16 protein-coding genes are annotated in these 21,184 nt (G+C 73.0%); 7 read left to right on the top strand and 9 right to left on the bottom strand.

Translation table 11 applies throughout. The annotated features are described in order from the left end of the window. Positions 1-70: 70 nt before the first annotated feature. The 3 genes from ACFWXO_RS12540 to ACFWXO_RS12530 are packed head-to-tail and all read right to left on the bottom strand — an operon-like array spanning position 71 to position 3,732. A complete protein-coding gene (locus ACFWXO_RS12540; RefSeq protein WP_380523563.1) occupies positions 71-1,078 on the bottom strand; it encodes a hypothetical protein in 1,008 nt (335 codons plus the stop codon). 2 nt (positions 1,079-1,080) lie between these two features. After that, positions 1,081-3,237 carry a hypothetical protein gene (locus tag ACFWXO_RS12535; protein ID WP_380523561.1) on the bottom strand — a complete coding sequence of 719 codons (2,157 nt, stop codon included), beginning with the start codon at positions 3,235-3,237 and terminating at the stop codon, positions 1,081-1,083. Positions 3,238-3,258: 21 nt separating this feature from the next. Continuing rightward, positions 3,259-3,732 (bottom strand): hypothetical protein, encoded by a 474-nt coding sequence (locus ACFWXO_RS12530; protein ID WP_375891174.1) that lies wholly within the window; start codon positions 3,730-3,732, stop codon positions 3,259-3,261. Between the two features lie 316 nt (positions 3,733-4,048). On the opposite strand from ACFWXO_RS12530, the gene ACFWXO_RS12525 reads away from it, so the two are divergent. From ACFWXO_RS12525 to ACFWXO_RS12510, 4 genes are all read left to right on the top strand, one after another. Then, on the top strand, positions 4,049-5,191 hold the full coding sequence (locus tag ACFWXO_RS12525) for a CaiB/BaiF CoA transferase family protein (RefSeq protein ID WP_380523600.1): 1,143 nt from the start codon (positions 4,049-4,051) through the stop codon (positions 5,189-5,191). A gap of 2 nt (positions 5,192-5,193) precedes the next feature. Further along, positions 5,194-6,336, top strand: coding sequence for an acyl-CoA dehydrogenase family protein (locus ACFWXO_RS12520; protein ID WP_380523558.1), 1,143 nt, complete (start codon positions 5,194-5,196; stop codon positions 6,334-6,336). 128 nt (positions 6,337-6,464) lie between these two features. Beyond that, the gene (locus ACFWXO_RS12515) at positions 6,465-7,679 is read left to right on the top strand and encodes an acetyl-CoA C-acetyltransferase (protein ID WP_375891177.1); all 1,215 of its coding nucleotides are present in this window, start codon (positions 6,465-6,467) and stop codon (positions 7,677-7,679) included. Between the two features lie 39 nt (positions 7,680-7,718). Further along, a complete protein-coding gene (locus tag ACFWXO_RS12510) occupies positions 7,719-9,905 on the top strand; it encodes a 3-hydroxyacyl-CoA dehydrogenase NAD-binding domain-containing protein (RefSeq protein WP_380523555.1) in 2,187 nt (728 codons plus the stop codon). Positions 9,906-10,012: 107 nt separating this feature from the next. Here ACFWXO_RS12510 and ACFWXO_RS12505 read toward each other — a convergent pair whose 3' ends face one another. The 4 genes from ACFWXO_RS12505 to ACFWXO_RS12490 form a co-directional block, all read right to left on the bottom strand. Continuing rightward, complete coding sequence (locus ACFWXO_RS12505) at positions 10,013-10,795, bottom strand: MerR family transcriptional regulator (RefSeq protein WP_380523553.1); 783 nt, start codon at positions 10,793-10,795, stop codon at positions 10,013-10,015. Positions 10,796-11,059: 264 nt separating this feature from the next. After that, positions 11,060-12,106, bottom strand: coding sequence for an isopenicillin N synthase family dioxygenase (locus ACFWXO_RS12500; protein WP_380523551.1), 1,047 nt, complete (start codon positions 12,104-12,106; stop codon positions 11,060-11,062). A gap of 414 nt (positions 12,107-12,520) precedes the next feature. Then, complete coding sequence (locus ACFWXO_RS12495; RefSeq protein ID WP_375891184.1) at positions 12,521-13,168, bottom strand: response regulator; 648 nt, start codon at positions 13,166-13,168, stop codon at positions 12,521-12,523. Then, the gene (locus ACFWXO_RS12490) at positions 13,120-14,571 is read right to left on the bottom strand and encodes a histidine kinase (RefSeq protein WP_380523549.1); all 1,452 of its coding nucleotides are present in this window, start codon (positions 14,569-14,571) and stop codon (positions 13,120-13,122) included. Before ACFWXO_RS12490 ends, ACFWXO_RS12495 begins: the two co-directional genes overlap by 49 nt. Before the next feature lie 271 nt (positions 14,572-14,842). Between ACFWXO_RS12490 and ACFWXO_RS12485 the strand changes: the two genes are divergently transcribed. Together ACFWXO_RS12485 and ACFWXO_RS12480 are read left to right on the top strand one after the other, a co-directional pair. Continuing rightward, positions 14,843-15,568, top strand: a complete 726-nt coding sequence (locus ACFWXO_RS12485) for an ABC transporter ATP-binding protein (protein ID WP_380403129.1) — start codon at positions 14,843-14,845, stop codon at positions 15,566-15,568. Further along, on the top strand, positions 15,565-17,955 hold the full coding sequence (locus ACFWXO_RS12480; RefSeq protein WP_380523545.1) for an FtsX-like permease family protein: 2,391 nt from the start codon (positions 15,565-15,567) through the stop codon (positions 17,953-17,955). The genes ACFWXO_RS12485 and ACFWXO_RS12480 overlap by 4 nt, the downstream gene beginning before the upstream one ends. Positions 17,956-18,154: 199 nt before the next feature. Here the strand turns inward: ACFWXO_RS12480 and ACFWXO_RS12475 are convergent, their stop codons facing one another. After that, positions 18,155-18,919 carry a MerR family transcriptional regulator gene (locus ACFWXO_RS12475; RefSeq protein WP_380523543.1) on the bottom strand — a complete coding sequence of 255 codons (765 nt, stop codon included), beginning with the start codon at positions 18,917-18,919 and terminating at the stop codon, positions 18,155-18,157. A gap of 244 nt (positions 18,920-19,163) precedes the next feature. Then, positions 19,164-20,054 (bottom strand): LysR family transcriptional regulator, encoded by an 891-nt coding sequence (locus tag ACFWXO_RS12470; protein ID WP_380523598.1) that lies wholly within the window; start codon positions 20,052-20,054, stop codon positions 19,164-19,166. Between the two features lie 153 nt (positions 20,055-20,207). On the opposite strand from ACFWXO_RS12470, the gene ACFWXO_RS12465 reads away from it, so the two are divergent. After that, positions 20,208-21,179 (top strand): DMT family transporter, encoded by a 972-nt coding sequence (locus ACFWXO_RS12465; protein WP_380523596.1) that lies wholly within the window; start codon positions 20,208-20,210, stop codon positions 21,177-21,179. The last annotated feature ends 5 nt before the right edge of the window (positions 21,180-21,184 follow it).

The following is a 21,184-nucleotide window of genomic DNA, read 5'->3' as shown; positions in this document are numbered from 1 at the left end:
GCTCCCCCTGCGGTGCGTAATGGTCCGATGGCACGATAGACCATTACGCCGACACCCGCCCGTCCATTTCCTACAGGATCGGCTCACACCCGATCGCCTTGCCCCCGGCGACGAGGAACTGCTTCCAGGTCTCGTCGCCGTTGGGGACGAGATCCCAGAGACCATCCGGTTTGAACCGGAAGCGGGTGGGGCGTCCCTGGCAGGTTGTCACCGCCTCGAACGTTCCCACTTCCTGAGCTCGGCCGAGTGTGGGCCCGGGGTCGCCGGTCGGTGCCGCCACGAGTCTGGGATCGGTGCCGATCGTGAAGGTGATCGAGGACCTGGGGTCCCTGTCCGAATGGATGAGGCAGGTCCACAGCGGGTCGGTCGCGGACGTCACGGTCGCCCGGTAGGCGGGGCCGCCGGGCGTGTCGGGCATGGTCAGTCCTGGCAGGCCGCAGGCGGCGTTGCGGTCGAGCGCGCGGTCCGTGCCCGCCGGGGTCAGCTCGTGCGGGGCGGGGAGCGGCGCCTTGCCACAACCCTGTTGTTCCGCAGCATGGTTGGCCACCGAGACGGCGAGCCTGGCGAGCCCCTGGGCGTCGGATGAAACGGACTTGGCCGTCGCCTGTTGCCCGCTCTCGCAGTCCGCCGGGAACAGCGCGAAGGCGAAGGACGAATCGCGCACGGCGCCGGCCGAGCCGCCGTTCGCCGAAGCGGCGAACAACCGCGACCCCGCGTCGACCGCGAACGGGGTGAGGTTCCCGCTCCTGCGGAGGTCGACGGCGACGAACCGGTCGTCTCCGAAGACCCCTCTGCTCACCTTCGCCACGCAGGACGAGCCGTCGGCCTTCAAGGTCTTTCCGTCGCCGTACATGGTGTCGCTGACCTTGCCCCATCCGAGGGCGTCGTTCACCGCGTCCGCGCTCACCGCACCACCGCACAGGCTGTCCGGCCCGAAGGCATTGGTCAGGTTGTCCGCCAGGAATGCGGCCCCGCCGGTCAAAGCCGCCAGGGCGACCGTCGCGATGACGGCGGCCCGCAGTCGTCGGGGGTGCGGCTCGCCGGGGACGTCGGCCTTCCGGTCGTCGTTGATCGCCACGGTCACCCCTTGCCGAACGCCGCGTGGTACGCGGTGTTGATCCCGTTGTCGTAGAAGGGTCCCGCGTCGAGCAGCAGATGGTTCGTCACCGTGCCGGCCCGGGCCGCATCCTTGGGGTCTATGCCGTACTGGCTCGCCTTGCCCACGAGCATCGCGTCCAGCTCGGAGCGCCCCGCCGAGTAACGGTCGCTCACGCTCGCAGAGGTGGCGCTGTCGATCGGGGCCTTGGCCTGCTCGGCCCACGCGGCGGTCCCGACGTCGACGAGGCGCTGCGCCGCGTCTCCCAGCGGGATCACCTTCGAGACCCCCGGCATCAGGAAGTCCGGCGCCAGGTTCACGGGTGTTCCGATCGCGTGGTAGAGCATCCGCTGCTGCCAGTCGATGCTGGCCTTCTCAGCGTCACCGTGATCGGTGGCCGCGTTGACGAACGCCGCGTCGAGCCCGCCGAGAACCTTGGCGGACTGCTCCGAGAAGGCGGACAGGACGTGGTCCGGACGTCCCGTGGCATCGGGCTTGAAGTCCTCCGGCCGGAATGCGTCGAGGCGGCGGGCGATCTCCTCGGTCTGCGCCTTGTGCATGATCTGGAACGTGTCCGGGTCCTCCAGGGTGCCGCGGACCATGCGCAGGAGCTGCTCCGGCTTTGCCGTCAGCCCGTTCGGCTCGGACGGGGTCTGCAGGCTGTTGCCGAGGATCTGGTACATGTCCGGGGCGTAGTCGGCGAGCATCCTGGCCACCGGCTTGCGGAGGATCGCCGCCACCGACGTCCGGTCGTCGGGGGTGGTGCCGCCGAGGGTCTTGACCGTCTCGTCCATGATCCGCTGGCTGACCGGGTCGTGCGGGGCCGGGTGCTGGTTCCGGTCGGGGCCGTGGCTGGTGGCAGAGTCTTCCAGCATGTCGGCGAACAGCTTGTGGGCGGTGTCGCCCAGGACGTCTGCGGGCAGCTTGCGTTCCTGGTCCTGGTCGAGCCAGTCACGGTCCTTGAGCAGGTGGACGAGGTTCTTGTTCTCGCTGGGGTCGAGGAACGCCTGGACGGTTTCCCGGTCGCCCTTCATCATCCTCAGCAGCGGGGCCAGCGGGTCGGCGTTGCGGGGGTCGTAGGAGAACTGCGGACCCCAGAGGTCGTCGCCCTTGAGCTTGGTAGAGGCCTCGTAGTCGAGCAGATCGGTGCCGACCCTGCGGACGAAGCCCTTGTCGAACGTCCCCTTCGCTGCCATGAGGGCGGTGAGCGCCGGGTAGTTGTCGTTCATCCCGACGGCCCCGGCGCTGGGGCGGCGGGCGGCTGCGAAGAGGTCGGCCTCCCAGTCCTTGCCCATGCCGCCGTCGCGGGTCGCGGTGGCGAGCAGCATCGACAGGTTGCCGTATACGTCCTGGTAGCCCTGGGCGTTGTGCTTGCCGTGGGCGAAGTCGCCGTAGATCTTGGTGTACTCCAGGAAGGCGCCCGGGCCCTTCTTGCCGCCGTAGTTGAGCCCGCTGAGCAGCGTCGTGGCGAAGTCCTTGTTCTCCGCGTTGGCGGCCAGCAGGGTCTGCAGTTCCTTGAGCTGGTCGCCGGTCAGGCTGCCGGCCTTCGACATCAGGTCGGTGGCGCGTTTGGCGTCGGCGATCGGGCCGGTGCCGCCGGGGGTGGGGTTGAAGGCGGTGTTGCTGGTGCCGATGTCGCTCTGGAGGTGGAGCGTAGCCCGCTGGTCGGCGGCGGTGGCCTTCTCGACGGCCTTGGCCAGGCGCTCCGAGATGGCCTTGGACTTGGCGGCCATGTCCCGTGCGAGAACCTCACTGTCCGGATCGTTCCTCGCCTCCTTCGGCAGCGTCCAACTGACGGTGCCGTCCGCCGACACCGTCAGGTCCTGCGTCTGGGCGTCGTGGAGTGCCGTGTCGAGGTCGCGGCGGGCGGCGGCGAAGTCCTCGGCGGCGGTCTTCATGATCGCGGCGAGGGCGGTGGCGACGGCCGAGGCCTGTTTGAAGTCGCCGTCGATGCCCTGCATCACCTTGGTCGCCTCGTCGGCGGCCGCGCCCTTCCAGCCGGCCCGCTGCGGGGTGCTGGTGAGGTCCTTGGTGACCCGGCCGTCGAGGGCGGTGAGGGCCTTGGCGACCCCGGCCCACGCCTCGGCGGCGTCGGAGACCGCGGAGAACTCGGCCTCGTGAAGTTCCTTGAAGGACACCATCTCTCTGTTCCCCCTGTCTTTCTAGCGGGCCGCGCGGAGGTCGGCGACGGTGGTGATCTCGTTGCCGTGGTAGTACTCGCGGGTCCGGTCGAGGCTGTTGGCGGCACCGGTGACCTTGTCGTGCAAGGTCTTGCACTGCTGCAGCCACCGTTCGGTGCTGCCGGTGAGGGCGCCGCCGAAGGAGAAGCCGCGGATCTTGGTCGAGGCGGTGCTCGCGTACTCGGTGAGGCTGTGCGCGCCGGGCCCGGCCTTGCTGTTGGCGCCGTCGAGGTCGGTGGCGATCTGGCGGGCCAGTCCGGCCGAGGCGGTGAGCTCGTACGGGGTGTCCAGTTGGGTGGTCGGCTTGCCCGGGGGGATCAGCGGGAAAGGGGGCACGGTGTTGCCGCCGTCGCCCGGGGCCGCCGGGTTCGCGTACGGCGACTTCTTGGCCGTCGTGCTCGGCATCGGGTCCGTGGCCGGGGCGACCGGCCCGGTGGTGAAGTACGGGCTGCCCATGTCTGCGTGTTCCTCCCCTGGTCGGCGGGGGTTCGCACACCCCCTTCGGCATGACGACCGTACAGGTCGGCTCCGTCAGTACACCGACGCACCCTCCGTGCCGCCGGTTGCACTGGCTGTGATCGGCTCCATCAAGGTTTCGTCAGGGGGGAGTTGGCGGGTGTCCGGCGACGCGGCCGCGGGGCCGAGGGCTTGTTACCGGCCGGTCGCTTCCCTATCATCGCGAGTGTTACAGCTTTACTGTCAAACCCCGGAGGGTCTGCAGCCAGTGCGTGACACAACCAGTACGGCCGCCGGCTCCGGCCCGTTGGCAGGGGTGCGGGTGGTCGAACTCGCCGGGATCGGGCCGGGGCCGTTCGCGGCCATGCTGCTGGGTGACCTCGGGGCGGACGTGGTGCGGGTGGACCGCCCGGAGCCCTCGCCGCTCGGGACGGACCCGGCGTACGACCTGACCAACCGGAACAAGCGGTCGGTGCTGGTGGACCTCAAGTCGCCGGAGGGGCCCGGCCTGGTGCTGGACCTGGTCGAGCGGGCCGACCTGCTGATCGAGGGCTACCGGCCGGGGGTGGCGGAGCGGCTCGGGGTGGGCCCCGAGGTGTGCCTGGCGCGCAATCCGGCCCTGGTGTACGGGCGGATGACCGGGTGGGGCCAGCACGGTCCGCGGGCCGCCACCGCCGGGCACGACCTCGGGTACGCGGCGGTGGCCGGGGTGCTCGGGCTGGTCGCCGCGGAGGGCGGGGCCGAGGCGCCGCCCGGGATCCCGGCGAACCTGCTCGGCGACTACGCGGGCGGCTCGCTCTACCTGGTGGTCGGCCTGCTCGCCGGGCTGCACCATGCCCGAGTCACCGGCGCCGGGCAGGTGGTGGACGCCGCGATCGTGGACGGCGCGGCGCACCTGGGCAGCATGCTCTGGGGCCTGCTCGCGGCCGGTCACTGGCAGGACCGCCGGGGCGTCAACCTGCTGGACGGCGGCGCCCCGTTCTACGCGTTCTACCGGGCCGCCGACGGCGGGCACCTCGCGGTGGGCGCCCTGGAGCCCCGGTTCTACGCGGAGTTCGCCCGCCTGCTGGAGCTGGGCCCGGACGCGCCCGGCCAGTACGACCTCGCCCGCTGGCCCGAACTGCGGGCCCTGATCGCCGCCCGCTTCGCCACCCGGACCAGGGCCGAGTGGGAGGCCGTCTTCGCGGGCTCCGACGCCTGCGTGGAGCCGGTGCTGACGATGCGTCAGGCCGCTGCCGAGGAACACCTGTTGGCGCGCGGTACGTACGTCGAGGCGGATGGCGTCACCCAGCCCGCCCCCGCCCCGCGGTTCTCCGCCACCCCCGGGGCGCTGCGCCGCCCGCCGACCCGCCCGGGCGCGGACACCGCGGAGGTGGCCCGGGACTGGGGCCTGCCGGCGCTCCACCCGCCGGCCGCCACCACCGAACCTCTCAACTCCGCGACCGAACAAGGGGAGTAGCGTTGCAGCGCGAGATCTTCACCGAGCAGCACGAGGACTTCCGGGCCACCGTGAAGGCCTTCCTCGCCAAGGAGGTGCTGCCGCACTACGACCGCTGGGAGAAGGCGGGCATCGTCGACCGCTCGGTCTGGCTGGCGGCGGGCCGGCAGGGCCTGCTGGGCATCGCGGTGCCCGAGGAGTTCGGTGGCGGCGGTTCGCCCGACTTCCGCTACGCCGCCGTGGTGGCCGAGGAGTTCGCCCGGGCCGGTGCGTCGGGGCTGGCGATCGGGTTGCACAACGACATCATCGGCCCGTACCTCACCTCGCTCGCCACCGAGGAGCAGAAGCGGCGCTGGCTGCCCGGCTTCTGCAGCGGTGAGCTGATCACCGCGATCGCGATGACCGAGCCCGGCACCGGTTCCGACCTCCAGGGCATCCGCACCCAGGCGGTGGACCGGGGCGACCACTTCGTGCTGAACGGCGCCAAGACCTTCATCTCCAACGGCATCCTGGCCGACCTGGTCGTCGTGGTCGCCCGGACCACGCCGGAGGGCGGTGCGCACGGGCTGAGCCTGCTGGTGGTCGAGCGCGGGACGCCCGGGTTCGAGCGCGGCCGCAACCTCGACAAGATCGGCCAGAAGGCCCAGGACACCGCCGAGTTGTTCTTCGAGGACGTCCGGGTGCCGAAGGAGAACCTGCTCGGCGAGCTCAACGGCGGCTTCGTCCACCTGATGCAGAACCTCGCCCAGGAGCGGCTCACCATCGCCGCCGCGGCGATCGCCGGTGCCGAGTACCTGGTCGAGATCACCACCGACTACGTCAAGCAGCGCGAGGCCTTCGGACGGCCGCTGGCCAAGCTCCAGCACGTGCGCTTCGAGATCGCCGAACTGGCCACCGAGTGCGCGATCACCCGGACCTTCGTCGACCGCTGCATCACCGAGCACAACCGCTACGCGCTCACCCCGGCGGACGCCTCGATGGCCAAGTGGTGGGCCACCGAACTGCAGAAGCGCACGGCCGACCGCTGCCTCCAACTCCACGGCGGCTACGGGTACATGAGCGAGTTCCCGGTCGCCCGGGCGTTCACCGACGGCCGCATCCAGACGATCTACGGCGGCACCACCGAGATCATGAAGGAGATCGTCGGCCGCTCCATCCTCGGCTGACCCCTCCGCCGACCCCGCTCCGCCCGGCCAACCCCGTTCCGCCCGGCCAACCCCGTTCCGTCCGGCCGACCCCGCTCCGCCCCGCCCACCCCGCTCCGCCCGGCCCCGCCCCGAAAGGCATCCCCATCGTGACCACCGAAGCGTACGTCTACGACGCGATCCGCACCCCGCGCGGCCGCGGCAAGGCCACCGGCTCGCTGCACGGCACCAAGCCGATCGACCTGGTCGTCGGCCTGATCCACGAGATCCGCCGCCGCTACCCCGAGCTGGACCCGGCGGCGATCGACGACATCGTGCTCGGCGTGGTCAGCCCGATCGGCGACCAGGGCTCCGACATCGCCCGGATCGCCGCCATCGCGGCCGGCCTGCCCGACACGGTGGCCGGCGTCCAGGAGAACCGCTTCTGCGCCTCGGGCCTGGAAGCCGTCAACCTGGCCGCCGCCAAGGTCCGTTCGGGCTGGGAGGACCTGATCCTGGCCGGCGGCGTGGAGTCGATGTCCCGGGTCAAGATGGCCTCGGACGGCGGCGCCTGGTTCGCCGACCCGATGACCTCGTACGAGACCAACTTCGCCCCGCAGGGCATCGGCGCCGACCTCATCGCCACCATCGGGGGCTTCTCCCGCACCGACGTGGACGCCTTCGCCGCCGAGTCCCAGGCGCGCGCCGCCAAGGCGCAGGCGGACGGCCTGTTCGACCGCTCGGTGGTCCCGGTGCGCGACCGCAACGGCCTGGTCGTGCTGGAGCGCGACGAGTTCATCCGCCCCGGCACCACCGTCGAGACCCTGGCCGGCCTCAAGCCCTCCTTCGCCGCGATCGGCGAGGCCGGCGGCTTCGACGCCGTCGCCCTGCAGAAGTACCACTGGGTGGAGGCCATCGACCACGTCCACCACGCGGGCAACTCCTCCGGCATCGTGGACGGCGCCGCCCTCGTCGCGATCGGCAACCGCGAGGTCGGCGAGCGGTACGGGCTGCGCCCGCGCGCCCGGATCGTCTCCGCGGCGGTGTCCGGCTCCGAGCCGACCATCATGCTGACCGGCCCCGCCCCGGCCACCCGCAAGGCCCTCGCCAAGGCCGGGCTCACCGCCGCCGACATCGACCTGGTCGAGATCAACGAGGCCTTCGCGGCGGTCGCCCTGCGCTTCATCGGCGAACTCGGCTTCCGGCCGGACCAGGTGAACGTCAACGGCGGCGCGATCGCGCTCGGCCACCCGCTCGGCGCGACCGGCGCGATGCTGCTCGGCACCGTCGTCGACGAGCTGGAGCGGCGCGACCTGCGCTACGGCCTGATCACCCTGTGCGTGGGCGGCGGCATGGGCGTCGCCACCATCGTCGAGCGCGTCTGATCCCCCTCTCCCCCCGGTAGACCTGGAGACCTTGAACCCATGAGCGACACCACCACCATCCGCTGGGAGCAGGACCGGGACGGCGTGGTCACCCTCGTCCTCGACGACCCCACCCAGTCCGTCAACACCATGAACGAGGCCTTCACGGCCGACTTCGAGGCCACCGTCGAACGGCTGGCCGGCCTCGGCGACGCGTTGCGCGGCGTGGTGGTCACCTCCGGCAAGAAGACCTTCTTCGCCGGGGGAGACCTGCGGATGCTGTCCGCCGCCCGCCCCGAGGACGCCGAGGCCGTCTTCGAGAAGTCCATGCGGATCAAGCGCTCGCTGCGCAAGCTGGAGACCCTCGGCAAGCCGGTCGTCGCCGCCGTCAACGGCAGCGCCCTCGGCGGCGGTCTGGAGATCGCCCTCGCCTGCCACCACCGGATCGCGCTGGACACCCCCGCCAGCCGGATCGGCCTGCCCGAGGTCACCCTCGGCCTGCTCCCGGGCGGCGGCGGCGTGGTCCGCACGGTGCGGCTGTTCGGCATCACCGACGCCCTGCTGAAGTTCCTGCTGCAGGGCCGCCAGTACCGCCCGGCGCAGGCGCTGGAGCACGGACTGGTGCACGAACTGGTCGACACCCCGGAGGAGTTGACGGCCCGGGCGAAGGCGTGGATCGAGGCCAACCCGACCGCCGTCCAGCCCTGGGACGTCAAGGGCTACAAGATTCCCGGCGGCACCCCCGCGACCCCCGCCTTCGCCGCCAACCTGCCCGCCTTCCCGGCCAACCTGCGCAAGCAGCTCAACGGCGCGCCCTACCCGGCCCCGCGCAACGTGCTGGCCACCGCGGTGGAGAGCAGCCAGGTCGACGTCGACACCGCGATGGTGATCGAGGCCCGCTACTTCACCGAGCTGGCCTGCGGGCAGACCAGCAAGAACATGATCCAGGCACTGTTCTTCGACATGCAGGCGGTCAACTCCGGCGCGGGGCGGCCCAAGGACGTCGAGAAGCAGCTGGTCCGCAAGGTCGCGGTGCTCGGCGCCGGGATGATGGGCGCCGGCATCGCCTACGCCTGCGCCAAGGCCGGCATCGAGGTCGTGCTCAAGGACGTCAGCACCGAGGCCGCCGAGCGCGGAAAGGCCTACTCCGAGGGCCTGCTGAACAAGGCGATCGCCCGCGGCCGCTCCACCGAGGCGAAGCGCGACGAGCTGCTGGCCCGGATCACCCCCACCGGCACCGCCGCCGACCTGGCCGGCTGCGACGCGGTGATCGAGGCCGTCTTCGAGAACACCGAGCTCAAGCACAAGGTGTTCCAGGAGATCGAGGGCGTGGTCGCCCCCGACGCGCTGCTCTGCTCCAACACCTCCACCCTGCCGATCGGTGTGCTCGCCGAAGGCGTCCGGCGCACCGGCGACTTCATCGGCCTGCACTTCTTCTCGCCGGTCGACAAGATGCGCCTGGTCGAGATCATCCGGGGCCCGCAGACCGGCGACGAGGCGCTCGCCCGCGCCTTCGACCTGGTCCGGCAGATCGACAGGACCCCGATCGTGGTCAACGACTCCCGGGGCTTCTTCACCTCGCGGGTGATCGGCCAGTTCCTCAACGAGGGCGTCGCCATGGTCGGCGAGGGCATCCACCCGGCCTCCGTCGAGCAGGCCGCCGCCCAGGCCGGCTACCCCGCCAAGGTGCTCTCCCTGATGGACGAGCTCACCCTCACCCTGCCGCGCAAGATCCGCGACGAGTACCGGCGCGCGGTCGAGGCCGCCGGCGGCACCTGGACCCCGCACCCGGCGGACGCGGTGGTGGACCGGATGGTCGACGAGTTCGGCCGCCCCGGGCGCAGCGGCGGCGCGGGCTTCTACGAGTACGGCGCGGACGGCAAGCGTGGCCGGCTCTGGCCGGGGCTGCTGGAGCACTTCGCCGGTGGCGCCGGACCGGTCGACCCCGCGGAGGTCCCGTTCGAGGACCTCAAGGAGCGGATGCTGTTCAGCGAGGCGATCGACTCGGTGCGCTGCCTGGAGGAGGGCGTGCTCACCTCGGTCCCCGACGCCAACGTGGGCTCCATCCTGGGCATCGGCTTCCCGGCCTGGACGGGCGGCGTCTTCCAGTACATCAACGGCTACCCGGGCGGCCCGGCCGGCTTCGCGGCCCGCGCCCGCGAGCTCGCCGCCGCCTACGGCGAGCGGTTCGCGCCGCCGGCCCTGCTGGAGCGGATCGCGGCGGAGGGGCGGACCTTCACCGACTGATCGTCACCGACTGATCGTCACCGACTGATCCTCACTGACTGCCCGGGGCAGGGTGGGTGGGCCGGGTGGGGGCGTGCGCGCGAGGGCACGGCCCCACCCGGCTCCTGCTAGTTGCCGGTTTCCCCGCCCGACTCCTCGCCCGACTTCTCGATCGGCTCCTCGCCCAGCTCGTCGCCCAACTCCTCGCGCAGGAAGCGTTGGAACGCGGTGACCAGCGCCTGCGCCACCATCGGCTGGATGTGGTCGGTCAGCTCCTTCATCCGGGCCAGCTCCGCCGGATCCGGCTCGCTCTCCCGGTACGGCTTCCAGACCGTCTCCCGGAACAGCCGCTGCAACTCCCGCGCGGTCGCCCGGCTGTGCTCCACCACCACCGCCCGGGCGGCCAGCAGCGTCTCCAGCGGGATCGGCACGTCCAGGATCCGCACGCCCAGCGGCAGCAGGCCCGGATCCGTCCGGAACACCTCCGGGTCGGCGGTGCGCTCCAGCGCCCCCATCGCGACCAGGCGTTCCACCTGCTCCTCCGACAACCCCCGACCGGCCCGCCGCTCCAACTGGGCGCGGCCCACCTCCTCGGCGGTCTCCGGCGTCCAGGACGCCACCAGCGCCCGGTGGATGGCCAGGCCCAGCGGGGTGCTGTCCTCCGGCAGCCGGGCCAGGTAGCGCTCGATCGCGGCCAGGGTCAGCCCCTGCCGCTGCAACTCCTCGATCAGCCCCAGCCGGTCCAGGTGCGCGGCCCCGTACAGCCCCACCCGCCGCGGGCCCAGTTCCGGCGGCGGGAGCAGCCCCTTCGTCCCGTAGAACCGCACCGTCCGCACCGTCACCCCGGCCCGCGCCGCCAACTCGTCCACCGTCAGCCGCACCTCGCCCACCCCGGCGCCGTGCTCCCCCATCTGCTGCCTCCCGCGCTGGCACACTCCTGCTGTGACAGCTGCAGTGTGACAGTGCGGTGCGATCAGGTCCATCGGACGGGGTGGGCGGCCCGGGGACGGCGAAACGGGGACGGCGGTCCGGGGACGGCGGTCCGGGAGTCGCGACCCGGAGACGGCGAACCGGCGCCGGCCCCGGTGTCGGGGCGGGCGCCGGTTTCGGGTCGCCTGTGGGTCCCGCGCGGGAGGTGGGTCCTCGCAGGCGGTGGGTCCCTCGCAGGTGGCGGGTCAGGCGAGGGCGGCGTGGTGGCGGCGGGTGACCTCGGGGTGGGCCCGGGTGTAGCCCTTCCACTCGTTGAAGCCGAAGTCGGCGAAGAGGGGGTTGGCCGGGTCCTCGGTGGCGCCGGGGGCGTGGTGGGCGAGGGGGAAGTCGAGCGGCTCGACGTGGGCGTCGAGGCGGGGGTTGTAGAAGAAGGGGACGGAGTAGCGCTCGCGGGCTCCGGCCGGGCTGACCACGCGGTGGCTGGTCGCCTTGAGGTAGCCGTCGGTGGCCACCTCCAGCAGCTCGCCGAGGTTGACCACGAAGGCGCCGTCGAGCGGCGGGACGTTCAGGAAGGTGCCGTCCGGGCGCTCCACCTGGAGGCCGCCGACGGTGTCCTGCAGGAGCAGGGTAATGAACCCGTAGTCCTTGTGGGCGCCGACGCCTTGGCCGGCGCCGTCCGGTGCGGTGCCCGGGTAGCGGACCAGTTTGAGCCGCAGGTGGGGGTGGCCCGCGAAGGCGTCGTCGTAGAAGTCGGGGCGGGCGCCGATCGAGGCGAGGAGCTCGTGCAGCAGGCGGCGGGCGACCGCGCCGAGGTGGTCGATCCAGCCGAGCGCGGCGGTGCGCAGCTCAGGCAGCGCGGCCGGCCACTGGTTGGGGCCCTCCAGCCACCAGTACGGGGGCTCGCCGCTTCCGGGGGTGTGCGGGGGCAGCTCGGCGCCGATGTCCAGCTGGTCGCGCCAGTCCTGGCTGCCGCCGGTGCGCTCGTCGCCGGTGCGGGTGTAGCCGCGGTAGTGGGGGGAGTTGAGGTTGCTCACGGAGAGCCGGTCGGCCTCGGGGAGGGCGAAGAAGGCGCGCATGGCTCCGGTGAGCGCGGCCGTCTCCTCCGGGGTGATGCCGTGGCCGACGAGCTGGAAGAAGCCGACGCCGGTGGCGGCGGCGCGGAGCTCGTCGTGCAGGCGGCGGCGGTCCTCGGGGCTGCCGTCGGCGAGCGAGAGGTCGATCACCGGGAGGGCCTCGGGGTGCGCCTCCGGGGTGGAGCCGGTACCGGATATGGGCGTGTACTGCTGCGTCATGTGTGACATCCGCTGGTCTCGTCCCGGCTGGTCCCGGTGGTCGACCAGGGAAGGCCGGAGCCGCGCCTGGTGCGGCGGGTGCTCCGGGTAGCCGGGAGGTGGTGGCGGCCGCGTCGGGGCTGCCGTGAGGGTGGGTGGCGCGAGGTTCAGCCGGAGCGTCGACAGGACATGGTCGTCACGCGGAGCAGGTCCACGTGGCGGCGGCGAACAAGGATGAGCACCTCACCAGGGTAGATGACCCGTTCGGTGGAGGGCGAGCCCCCTGGCGCGGAGGGGCACCCCTCACTTGTCCGTGCTCAATCAATCACAGTTGCTTCCCTTCCTGCCTGCTTGGTCCCGCTGCCTCCCGTCCTTGCCTCCTCCCTCGTGCTCCAGTCCTTCCGGGGACGTCTCCTTCCGGGGACGTCGAGGCCCTCAGGAGTTGTTGAGGTAGGCCAGGACGGCCAGGACCCGGCGGTTGTCGTCGTCGGAGGGCTGGAGGTCGAGACGGACGAAGATCGACGCGGTGTGCTTGGCGACCGCCCGCTCGGTGATCACCAGCTGCTGGGCGATCGCCGCGTTGGAGCGGCCCTCGGCCATCAGCGCCAGCACCTGCCGCTCGCGCGGGGAGAGGGTGGAGACCGGGCCGGCCGAGGAGTTGTGGGTGAGCAGTCGGGTGATCACCTCCGGGTCCATGGCCGTACCGCCCTGGGAGACCCGGCGGACAGCGTCGAGGAACTGGGCACCGTCCAGCACGCGGTCCTTGAGCAGGTAGCCGATCCCGCCGGAGCTGCCGGCCAGCAGCTCACGGGCGTAGAGCTGCTCCACGAACTGTGAGAGCACCAGTACGGGGAGTCCCGGGTGGGCCTGCCGGGCCGCGAGTGCCGCGCGCAGCCCTTCGTCCGTGAAGCTCGGCGGCAGCCGCACGTCGACCACGGCGATGTCGGGCCGGTCGGCGGCGATCGCGGCGAGCAGCTGCTCGCCGTTCTCGACCGCCGCGGTGACCTTCATGCCGTTGGCCTCCAGCAACCGGGTCAGCCCGTCCCGGAGGAGGAAGAGGTCTTCGGCGATGACAACGCGCACGGGATCTCCAGGTTCACGATGGTCGGTCCGCCGGACGGACTGCTGATCGCGAGTACCCCGTCGAAGGCGGCCAGTCGGCGTTCGGTTCCACTGAGGCCGGTGCCCTGGGACGGGTCCGCGCCTCCGCGCCCGTCGTCGGTGACCGATATCCGCAGCAGCCCGTCACTGTGCCCTATCTCGATCCACAAGTGCGAGGCCCCGGCGTGTTTCACCGCGTTGGCCAGCAGTTCGCTCACTGCGAAGTAGGCGGCCGACTCCACCGGGGCCGGCGCCCGGCCGGGCAGCCCGCCGGTGAAGGTGACCGGAAGGGGCAGGTCCAGCGCGGTGGCCTCCACCGCGTCGGCCAGGCCTCGGTCGGCCAGGACCGGGGGATGGATGCCCCGGACCAAGTCCCGTAGCTCGCTGAGCGCCTTGACCGAGGACGTCCGCGCCTCGGCGAGCAGCGGCCCGAGGGCGTCCGGGTCGTGCTTCACCTGCTCGGCGACGGTCAGCAGCATGCCCAGCGCCACCAGCCGGGCCTGCGCCCCGTCGTGGAGGTCCCGCTCGATCCGGCGCAGCTCGGCCGCCCCGGCGTCGATGGTGTCCGCCCTGGTGCGCGCCAGATGGCTGACCTGGCGGGCGAGTTCGGTCTGCCGGGAGGGCCCGAGCAGGGACCTGGCCGCCCTCTCGTGCACCCTCAGGACGGGCGGTGCGGCCCACAGGAGGGCGAACGGGGCCACCCAGAGGCCCATGCCGTAGACGATCATCAGCGGGAACAGCAGCCCGTTCCGGCCGAAGACCTCCATCGCGAGCGGTGTCAGCACCACGACCGCGGCCGTCAGCAGTACGGCGGATCCGGTGAGGAGCGTCCAGGCGAGGTCCCGCCAGGTCGCCGGGTCGGCCAACCAGCCGCCGGCCCGCAGCCGTTGCCAGGCGCCGGCGTCGCCGACCGGGCGGTGGTACGGCGCCGGGACCGGCCGCCCGCTCCACCGCTCGACGACGCGTCGGCTCTCGGTGGCGATCCAGCGCGCGCCGAACAGCCCGAGCACCAGCAGCGACGGTGCCAGCCAGAGCGAGACGGACCGGCCGCCGGGCGCGGCGCCGCCGTACAGGTGGGTCGCCGTCACCGCGAGCGCGCCCGGGGCGAACAGCACGGCCCCCACCGCCCGGCCGGAGCCGCCGGTGGCCCAGCAGAGCGCCCAGAGGGCGACCGGCCCCAGTGGCACCGTCAGGATCAGCGGCCCGCCCGGCCCGAAGTGCCCGGACTCGTCCGGGCCGAACAGCGCGGAACCCAGCACGATCGGCCCGGCCAGCAGCGAGATCAGCCCCGTCACGGCCATCGTCGCCACGTACCAGGCGCGCACACCGTCCGCGCAGGCCCGGCCCAGCCGTCGAGCCACCCCGGTGATCACTCCCACCCCCATGTCGGCCCCCTTTCCGTCCCGGGCCCCGCGGGGCCCGAAGTCTGTGTTCCGGAGCCCTCGGTGGGCGTCCGTCCCGATCTTCCGCGGAGTCAGTCTGCCCGGCGTGATCGTCCGGCGCTCTAGGCCTGAACACCCAGTTCGGGGTGTATCTGGATACACCCCCAGGAGGCCGCCCAGACGGCTGTCCGGGCCCGGTCGCGGCTTCGTAGCGTGATGTTCCGTCAGCCGGTCCCGGGCCTCCCGGAGCCGGACCCCGAACCGTGGAGGGCCCGTGAACGCGCCGATCATCAGGATCCGCGGCGTCAGCAAGACGTACGAGCGATCCGACGCAGCCCGTCCCGCCCTGGCCGGGCTCGACCTCGAGGTGCGGGCCGGCGAGGCGGTGGCCGTGCTCGGCCGCTCGGGCAGCGGCAAGTCCACCCTGCTGAACCTGGTCGCCGGCCTCGACCGTCCGAGCGAGGGCGGCGTCGAGGTGGACGGCGTGGCCGTCCACGAACTCGGCGAGGCCGCGCTCGCCGAGTACCGGCGGACCAGGATCGGCATGGTGTTCCAGTTCTTCAACCTGCTGGACGACCTGAACGTCGAGGACAACGTGCTGCTCCCGGCCCAACTCGCCGGGATGCGGCGGGAGGCGGCCCGGGCCCGGGCGGGGGAGCTGCTGGAGCGGCTCGGGGTGGCCCGGCACGCCAAGGCCTTCCCGGGCCGGCTCTCCGGCGGCGAGCGCCAGCGCGTCGCGGTGGCCCGGGCGCTGATGAACCGTCCGCCGCTGCTGCTGGCCGACGAGCCGACCGGGGCGCTGGACACCGCCTCCGCCGCCGACGTCCGCGAGCTGCTCCGCGGGCTCAACGCCGAGGGCCAGACGATCCTGCTGGTCACCCATGACACCGCGCTCGCCGAGGCCTGCGCCGACCGGACGATCGAGCTGCTCGACGGCCGCCTGGTCAGGGACACGGCCGCCGCGTCGCTCCCCGGCGACCGGAGCGGGGTGGGCGCATGAGTGTGATGGGCAAGGTGGTCCGGGCGGGGGTGGGCCGCAAGCGGGTGCAGACCCTGGTCATGGTGCTCACCACGATGATGTCCGTGACGGCGTGCATCCTCGCCCTCGGGCTGGTGGTCGCCGCCCAGGGCCCGTACGAGCGCGCCTTCGCCGACCAGCACGGCGCCCACCTCAACGTGCTGTACGACCCGACGAAGGCGAGCCCCGCCCAACTCGCCGCGGCCGCGCACGTGCCCGGGGTGACGGCCTCGGCCGGCCCCTACCCGGCGGTCACCCTCCAGCCGCGGGCCGGCCAGGACAGCAGGATCCCGCCGGCCGGCAGCCTGCTGCCGCCGATGACGCTGGTCGGCCGGGCCCAGGACGGCCCGATGGACGACCTGCGGGTCACCAGGGGCCGCTGGATCGCGGGCCCCGGCGAGGTGGTGTTCCTGAACGGGCGCTCCCCGCTGTCGGTGGGCGACACCGCGCAGTTCCCCGACCTGCCCGGGCGCCCGACGCTCAAGGTCGTCGGCCTGGCCGACTCGGTCTCCTGGAGCGCGGACGGCTGGGTCGCCCCCGAGCAGGTGGCGGGGCTGACGGCGCCCGGCACGACGCCCGCCGCCCAGTACCTCTACCGCTTCGCCCACGCGGGCAGTGACGCCGAGGTGGACGCCGACCACGCGGCGATCGCCGCCGCGGTGCCGAGCGGTGCGCTCACCAAGGCGACCACCTACCGGCCCGCCCGGGAGGAGGCCAACCGGACGGCGTCGACCTTCGTCCCGTTCGTCACGGCCTTCGGAGTGCTCGGCCTGGCCATGTCGGTGCTGATCATCGGCGTGGTGGTCAGCGGCGCCGTGAGCGCCGCCACCCGGCGGATCGGCATCCTCAAGGCCCTGGGCTTCACCCCGGCCCAGGTGGCGCGCGCCTACGTCGGCCAGGCGCTGATCCCCGCCGGGGTCGGCACCGCACTCGGCGTGCTCGGGGGAAACCTGCTGTCCGTACCGGTGCTGGGAGTGGCCCGCAAGGCCCTGCGCGGCGGTCTGCTCGGCATCCCGGTCTGGGTGGACGTGGTGGTCGCGGGCGCGGCCCTGGCCGCAGTGGTCGGCACCGCGCTGGTGCCGGCGCTGAGGGCCGGACGGCTGCGCACGGTCGAGGCGCTCGCGGTCGGCCGGACGGCGCCCGGCACCAAGCGGGCGGCGGCCAGGGGCACGACGGGTCGGGCCGGTCCGGCGGGCCTTCTGTCCGCGGCGCAGGACCTGATCGGCCGGCTTCCGGGGCCGCGAGCGCTCAGCCTCGGGCTGGCGTCCCCGCTGAACCGGCCGGGCCGCTCGGCGACCACCGCCGCCGCGGTGGTGCTCGGCACGGCCGGGGTCACCCTCTGCGTCGGGCTGACGCTCTCCCTGGGATCGATCCAGGACGGCCTGGCGGCGGACAGCGCGGGCAAGGTCCTGGTCCAGGTCCCGGTCGACGGCTCCGCCCCGGTCGACCACGTGGACGAGGCAGCCGTGGTGAAGGCGATCGAATCCCGTCCCGGGACCAGGGCCTGGTACAGCAGCGTGCCCGCCGTGGCCACGGTGGCCGGGGCCACCGATCGCTACGAACTGGTCGCCTTCACCGGCGACGCCTCCTGGAGCGGCTTCCAACTGGTCACGGGCCACTGGTTCCACGGCCCCGGCGAGACGGTGGTCAGCGCCGCCTTCCTGCGGGCCAACCAGAAGAAGGTCGGTGACACCGTCACCCTCACCGACCACGGGCGCACCACCCCGGCGAAGATCACCGGGGAGGTCATGACCACCCAGGACGTGGTGTTCGCGGACCGCGCCTCGCTGGAGCCACTCGGCGGCGCGATCCACGCCGAAGCGGTCTCCTTCCACATCGACCTCACCTCGGGCACCGACGCGCCGTCCTACGCCGACGGACTGGACGCAGTGGTGAAGCCGATGGGGCTGAGCGCCGACCCCGGTGAGGGCCGCCTCAACATCGTGGTGCTGGCGATGAACACCCTGGCGGGCACGCTCACCCTGCTGCTCGCGGTGGTCGCGGGGCTCGGGGTGCTCAACACCGTGCTGCTGGACACCCGGGAACGGGTGCACGACCTGGGGGTGTTCAAGGCCCTCGGGATGTCGCCCCGGCAGACCGTCGGCATGGTGCTCACCTCCGTCTGCGGCAGCGGGCTGGTGGCCGGGCTGATCGGGGTCCCGATCGGGATCGGGGTGCACCACCTGGTGATGCCGGCGATGGCCCGCGCCGCCGGCATCGGGGTGCCGGACGCGGACCTCACGGTGTTCGCCCCGTCGGTGGTGGGGCCGCTGATATGCGGCGGGGTGGCGTTGGCCCTGCTCGGCGCCCTCCTGCCCGCGACCTGGGCCGCCCGCACCCGGACGGTCACGGCCCTGCGGACGGAGTGACGCCGGGGCGCCCCCGGGGCGACTTCCGGCGGGGTGGCCGACCAGGACCGGGGTGGCCGACCCGGACCGGGACGGCCACCGGGGGGCGGGGGCTGCCGTGCGGACTGCTGTGCGGACTGCCCGATGGGGGCGGCTCCGCCGAGCCGCCCCCGCCCCACCGGGCGGGGTCGGGCCGCCGGTCCGAGCCCGGTGCCTCGGCTCAGGAGAGCCGAGCCGCCGCGTACGCCTCCATGGCGGCGCGCTGGTAGGCGGCCAGCCCGGGAGCGATGGCCTCGTACGCGGCGCTCCACTGCTCGTTCTCCGTGCACGAGCGGGCGAGGGCGAGGTACTCGTCCAGCGGAACACCGGTCCGCAGACCGATGAGCACTCGGTAGTCCTCAGCGACCATCTGCTGCGTGCGCTCGCCCTCGGCCGGGTGGCCGGCGGCCATCAGTTCCGCCAGGCGGACCATCCGCGCGGTCCGCTCGCGCTGGCCGGCTTCGATCTCCGCCGGGGTCATCCCGGCGGTCGCGAGCCGGGTGGCCTCGATGTGCTCGGGGAAGTCCCGCAGGCTGCTCTCGATGTCGGCGGGCTGGATGCCGTCGAACAGGTTCTCGGGCCGGTTGATGCTGGTCATGGGTGTGCCGTCCTTCCGGGAGCGTTCCAGGTCGGCGATCGTGCGCGAGACGGTGGCGGCCAGGGTGTCGAGCCGGTCGCGCTCGGCGACCAGTCGGCGGTGGTGGCCCCGCAGGGCCTCCAGTTCGTCGACCTGGGCGCCGACGATCCGGGAGATCTCGGTCAGCCCCACGCCCAGTGCCCGCAGCACGAGGATCTGCTGCAGCTTCAGCAACTGCCGCTCCTCGTAGTAGCGGTGGCCGTTGGAGCCGATCCAGGCCGGGGGCAGCAGCCCGATCTCGGCGTAGTGCCGCAAGGTGCGGGCCGTCACGCCCGACATCCGGGCGACTTCCGCGATCGGCCAGGCCATCGCCGTCTCCTCTCCTGCGGGGCTGTCGCCCCGTTCCGTCACCGTGCACGTCCGCTCGGACCGGGGCCGGTTCCTCCGGCCCCGGTCACGACCGTAGGAGCTGCCGCTGCGGCAACTTCAAGTCCGACCGCTGCAGCCCGATCACCGCGTGCGCCGCGCGCGCGATCACCGCCTGCGCCGCGCGGGCGGTGATCGCCCGCACCGCCTCCGTCGCCCACTCCGCCGACAACCCACCCCCCGCCACCTACACCGTCCGCACCGCCGACGCGGGAGCTGCCACCGATCGGAGTGCTGCCACCAGCGCCCCGAGCACCGGCTGCCCCCAGGCACCCTCCCGTACGGCGGCGTGCAGGGTCCGTACCGGCTCCGGGCCGCGCACCCGGCAGACCGTGACGCCCGGGTGGCGCTGCGTCAGGCCCAGTTCCGGAAGCAGCGACACTCCCAGCCCCGCCGCGACGAAGCCCTGCGCGGTGACGTAGTCCGCGCCGTCCACCGCGAGTGCCGGACGGAATCCGGCCGCGTCGCAGGCGTCCTCCACCAGGCTCCGACAGGGGCCGGGCGGCTCGGCGCCGACCCAGGGCTCCTCCGCCAGCTCGGACAGGTCCAGCACGCGCCGCCCGGCCAGCCGGTGGCCCCGGGGCAGTACGGCGCGGTACGGATCGTCCTGCAAGTGCACCAACCGCAGCCCGGTCGGGGCGTCCTCGGCCCGGAACACCACCGCGAGGTCGGCCCGGCCGTCCCGCACCTCGATGAGCGGGTCGACGGGGTCGGTCAGGCCCAGGTCGAGCCGAACGCCCGGGTACTCGCGGCGGAAGACGGCCAACGCGGGTGCCACCAGGGCGGAACCGGCCGTGGTGAAGTACCGGACGGTCAGGCAGCCGGTCCGTCCGGCCCGCAGGTCGGCCAGTGCCGCGCCCGCCTCGGCGACCTGCCGGTCGATGGCTGCCGCGTGCCCGGCGAGCAGCAGTCCGGCGGCGGTCGGTCGCACGCCGCGCCCGATCCGTTCCAGCAGCGCCGTCCCGGTCTCCCGCTCCAGCGTCGCCACCTGCTGGCTGACGGCGGACGGGGTGTAGCCGAGTGCGCCGGCGGCCGCGCTCACCGAGCCGTGGTCGACCACGGCGCGCAGCACCTGCATCCGGCGGACGTCGAGTGAGGCAATCATGCAGCGCAGCTTAAAGGTGGTTCAGAACTTTTCGCTTGTGCTAAGTGATCACCGCGCGCGACCGTCATCGGGCACCCCGAAACCCGACCGACACCACCATCGACAAGGAGCTGGACCGTGCTGCGGATGGCCGTCCTCGCCCTGCTCTGGGGCTCAGGCTTCCTCTGGATCAGGATCGCGCTGCAGCACGGGCTCACCCCGGTGCAGATCACCGTGCTGCGCGCCGCCCTCGGCGCCGCCGTCCTGCTGTTGCTCGCCCGCTCCGCCGGGCAACGTCTGCCACGCGGCGGCGCGCTCTGGCGGCGGCTCGCCGTGGCCGCGTTCTTCTGCAACGCCCTGCCGTTCCTGCTGACTGCCTACGGCGAACGCAGCGTCGGCTCCGGCCTGGCCGGGGTGCTGCACGCGACCACCCCGCTCTGGTCGCTGCTGATCGGCTTCGCCTTCGGGACCGAGCGGGCCCGGGGCCCACTGCGCCTGGTCGGTCTGCTGCTCGGCTTCGCCGGCGTGCTGCTGATCCTCGCCCCGTGGCGCGACGGCGGCGGAATCGGTGACGGGATCGGCGGCGGCGCCGGCGGGGGCATCAGCATCCCCGGGGCGCTCACCCTGCTCGGCGCGGCGGCGAGTTACGCCATCGCTTTCGCCTACATGGCCCGGGCATTCGCCGGGACGGACACCGCCCCGCTCGCCCTCTCCGCCGCCCAGCTCTCCGCCGCCGCCGGGCTGAGCGCGATCGCCCTGCCCACGGTCGGCCCGCTGAACCCGCTCGCCGGCGCCGATCCGCTCGGCCTGGCCGCCGTCACCGTCCTCGGCATCGCCTGCACCGGGCTGACCTTCCACCTCAACTACCGCCTGATCGCCACCGAGGGCCCGACCGGTGCCGCCACCGTCGGCTACCTGCTGCCGGTCGTGTCCACCGCGCTCGGCGCCCTGTTCCTCGGTGAGCAGCTGACCGCACGGGCGGTGGCCGGGATGGCCGTCGTCCTGGCCGGGGTGTTCCTCGTGAAGCACCGGCCGAAGCCCGCCCCCGCCCCGGCCTCCGCCCCCGCCCCCGTCCTCCCGGACCCCGCCCCCGTCCTCCCGGACCTCGCACGTGACTGAACGGA

Origin of the sequence: Kitasatospora sp. NPDC059088, from assembly GCF_042738155.1 — a bacterium.
GTDB lineage: Bacteria > Actinomycetota > Actinomycetes > Streptomycetales > Streptomycetaceae > Kitasatospora.
Note: the sequence above shows the minus strand (reverse complement) of the source record. Positions and strands in the feature narration are given on the sequence as shown.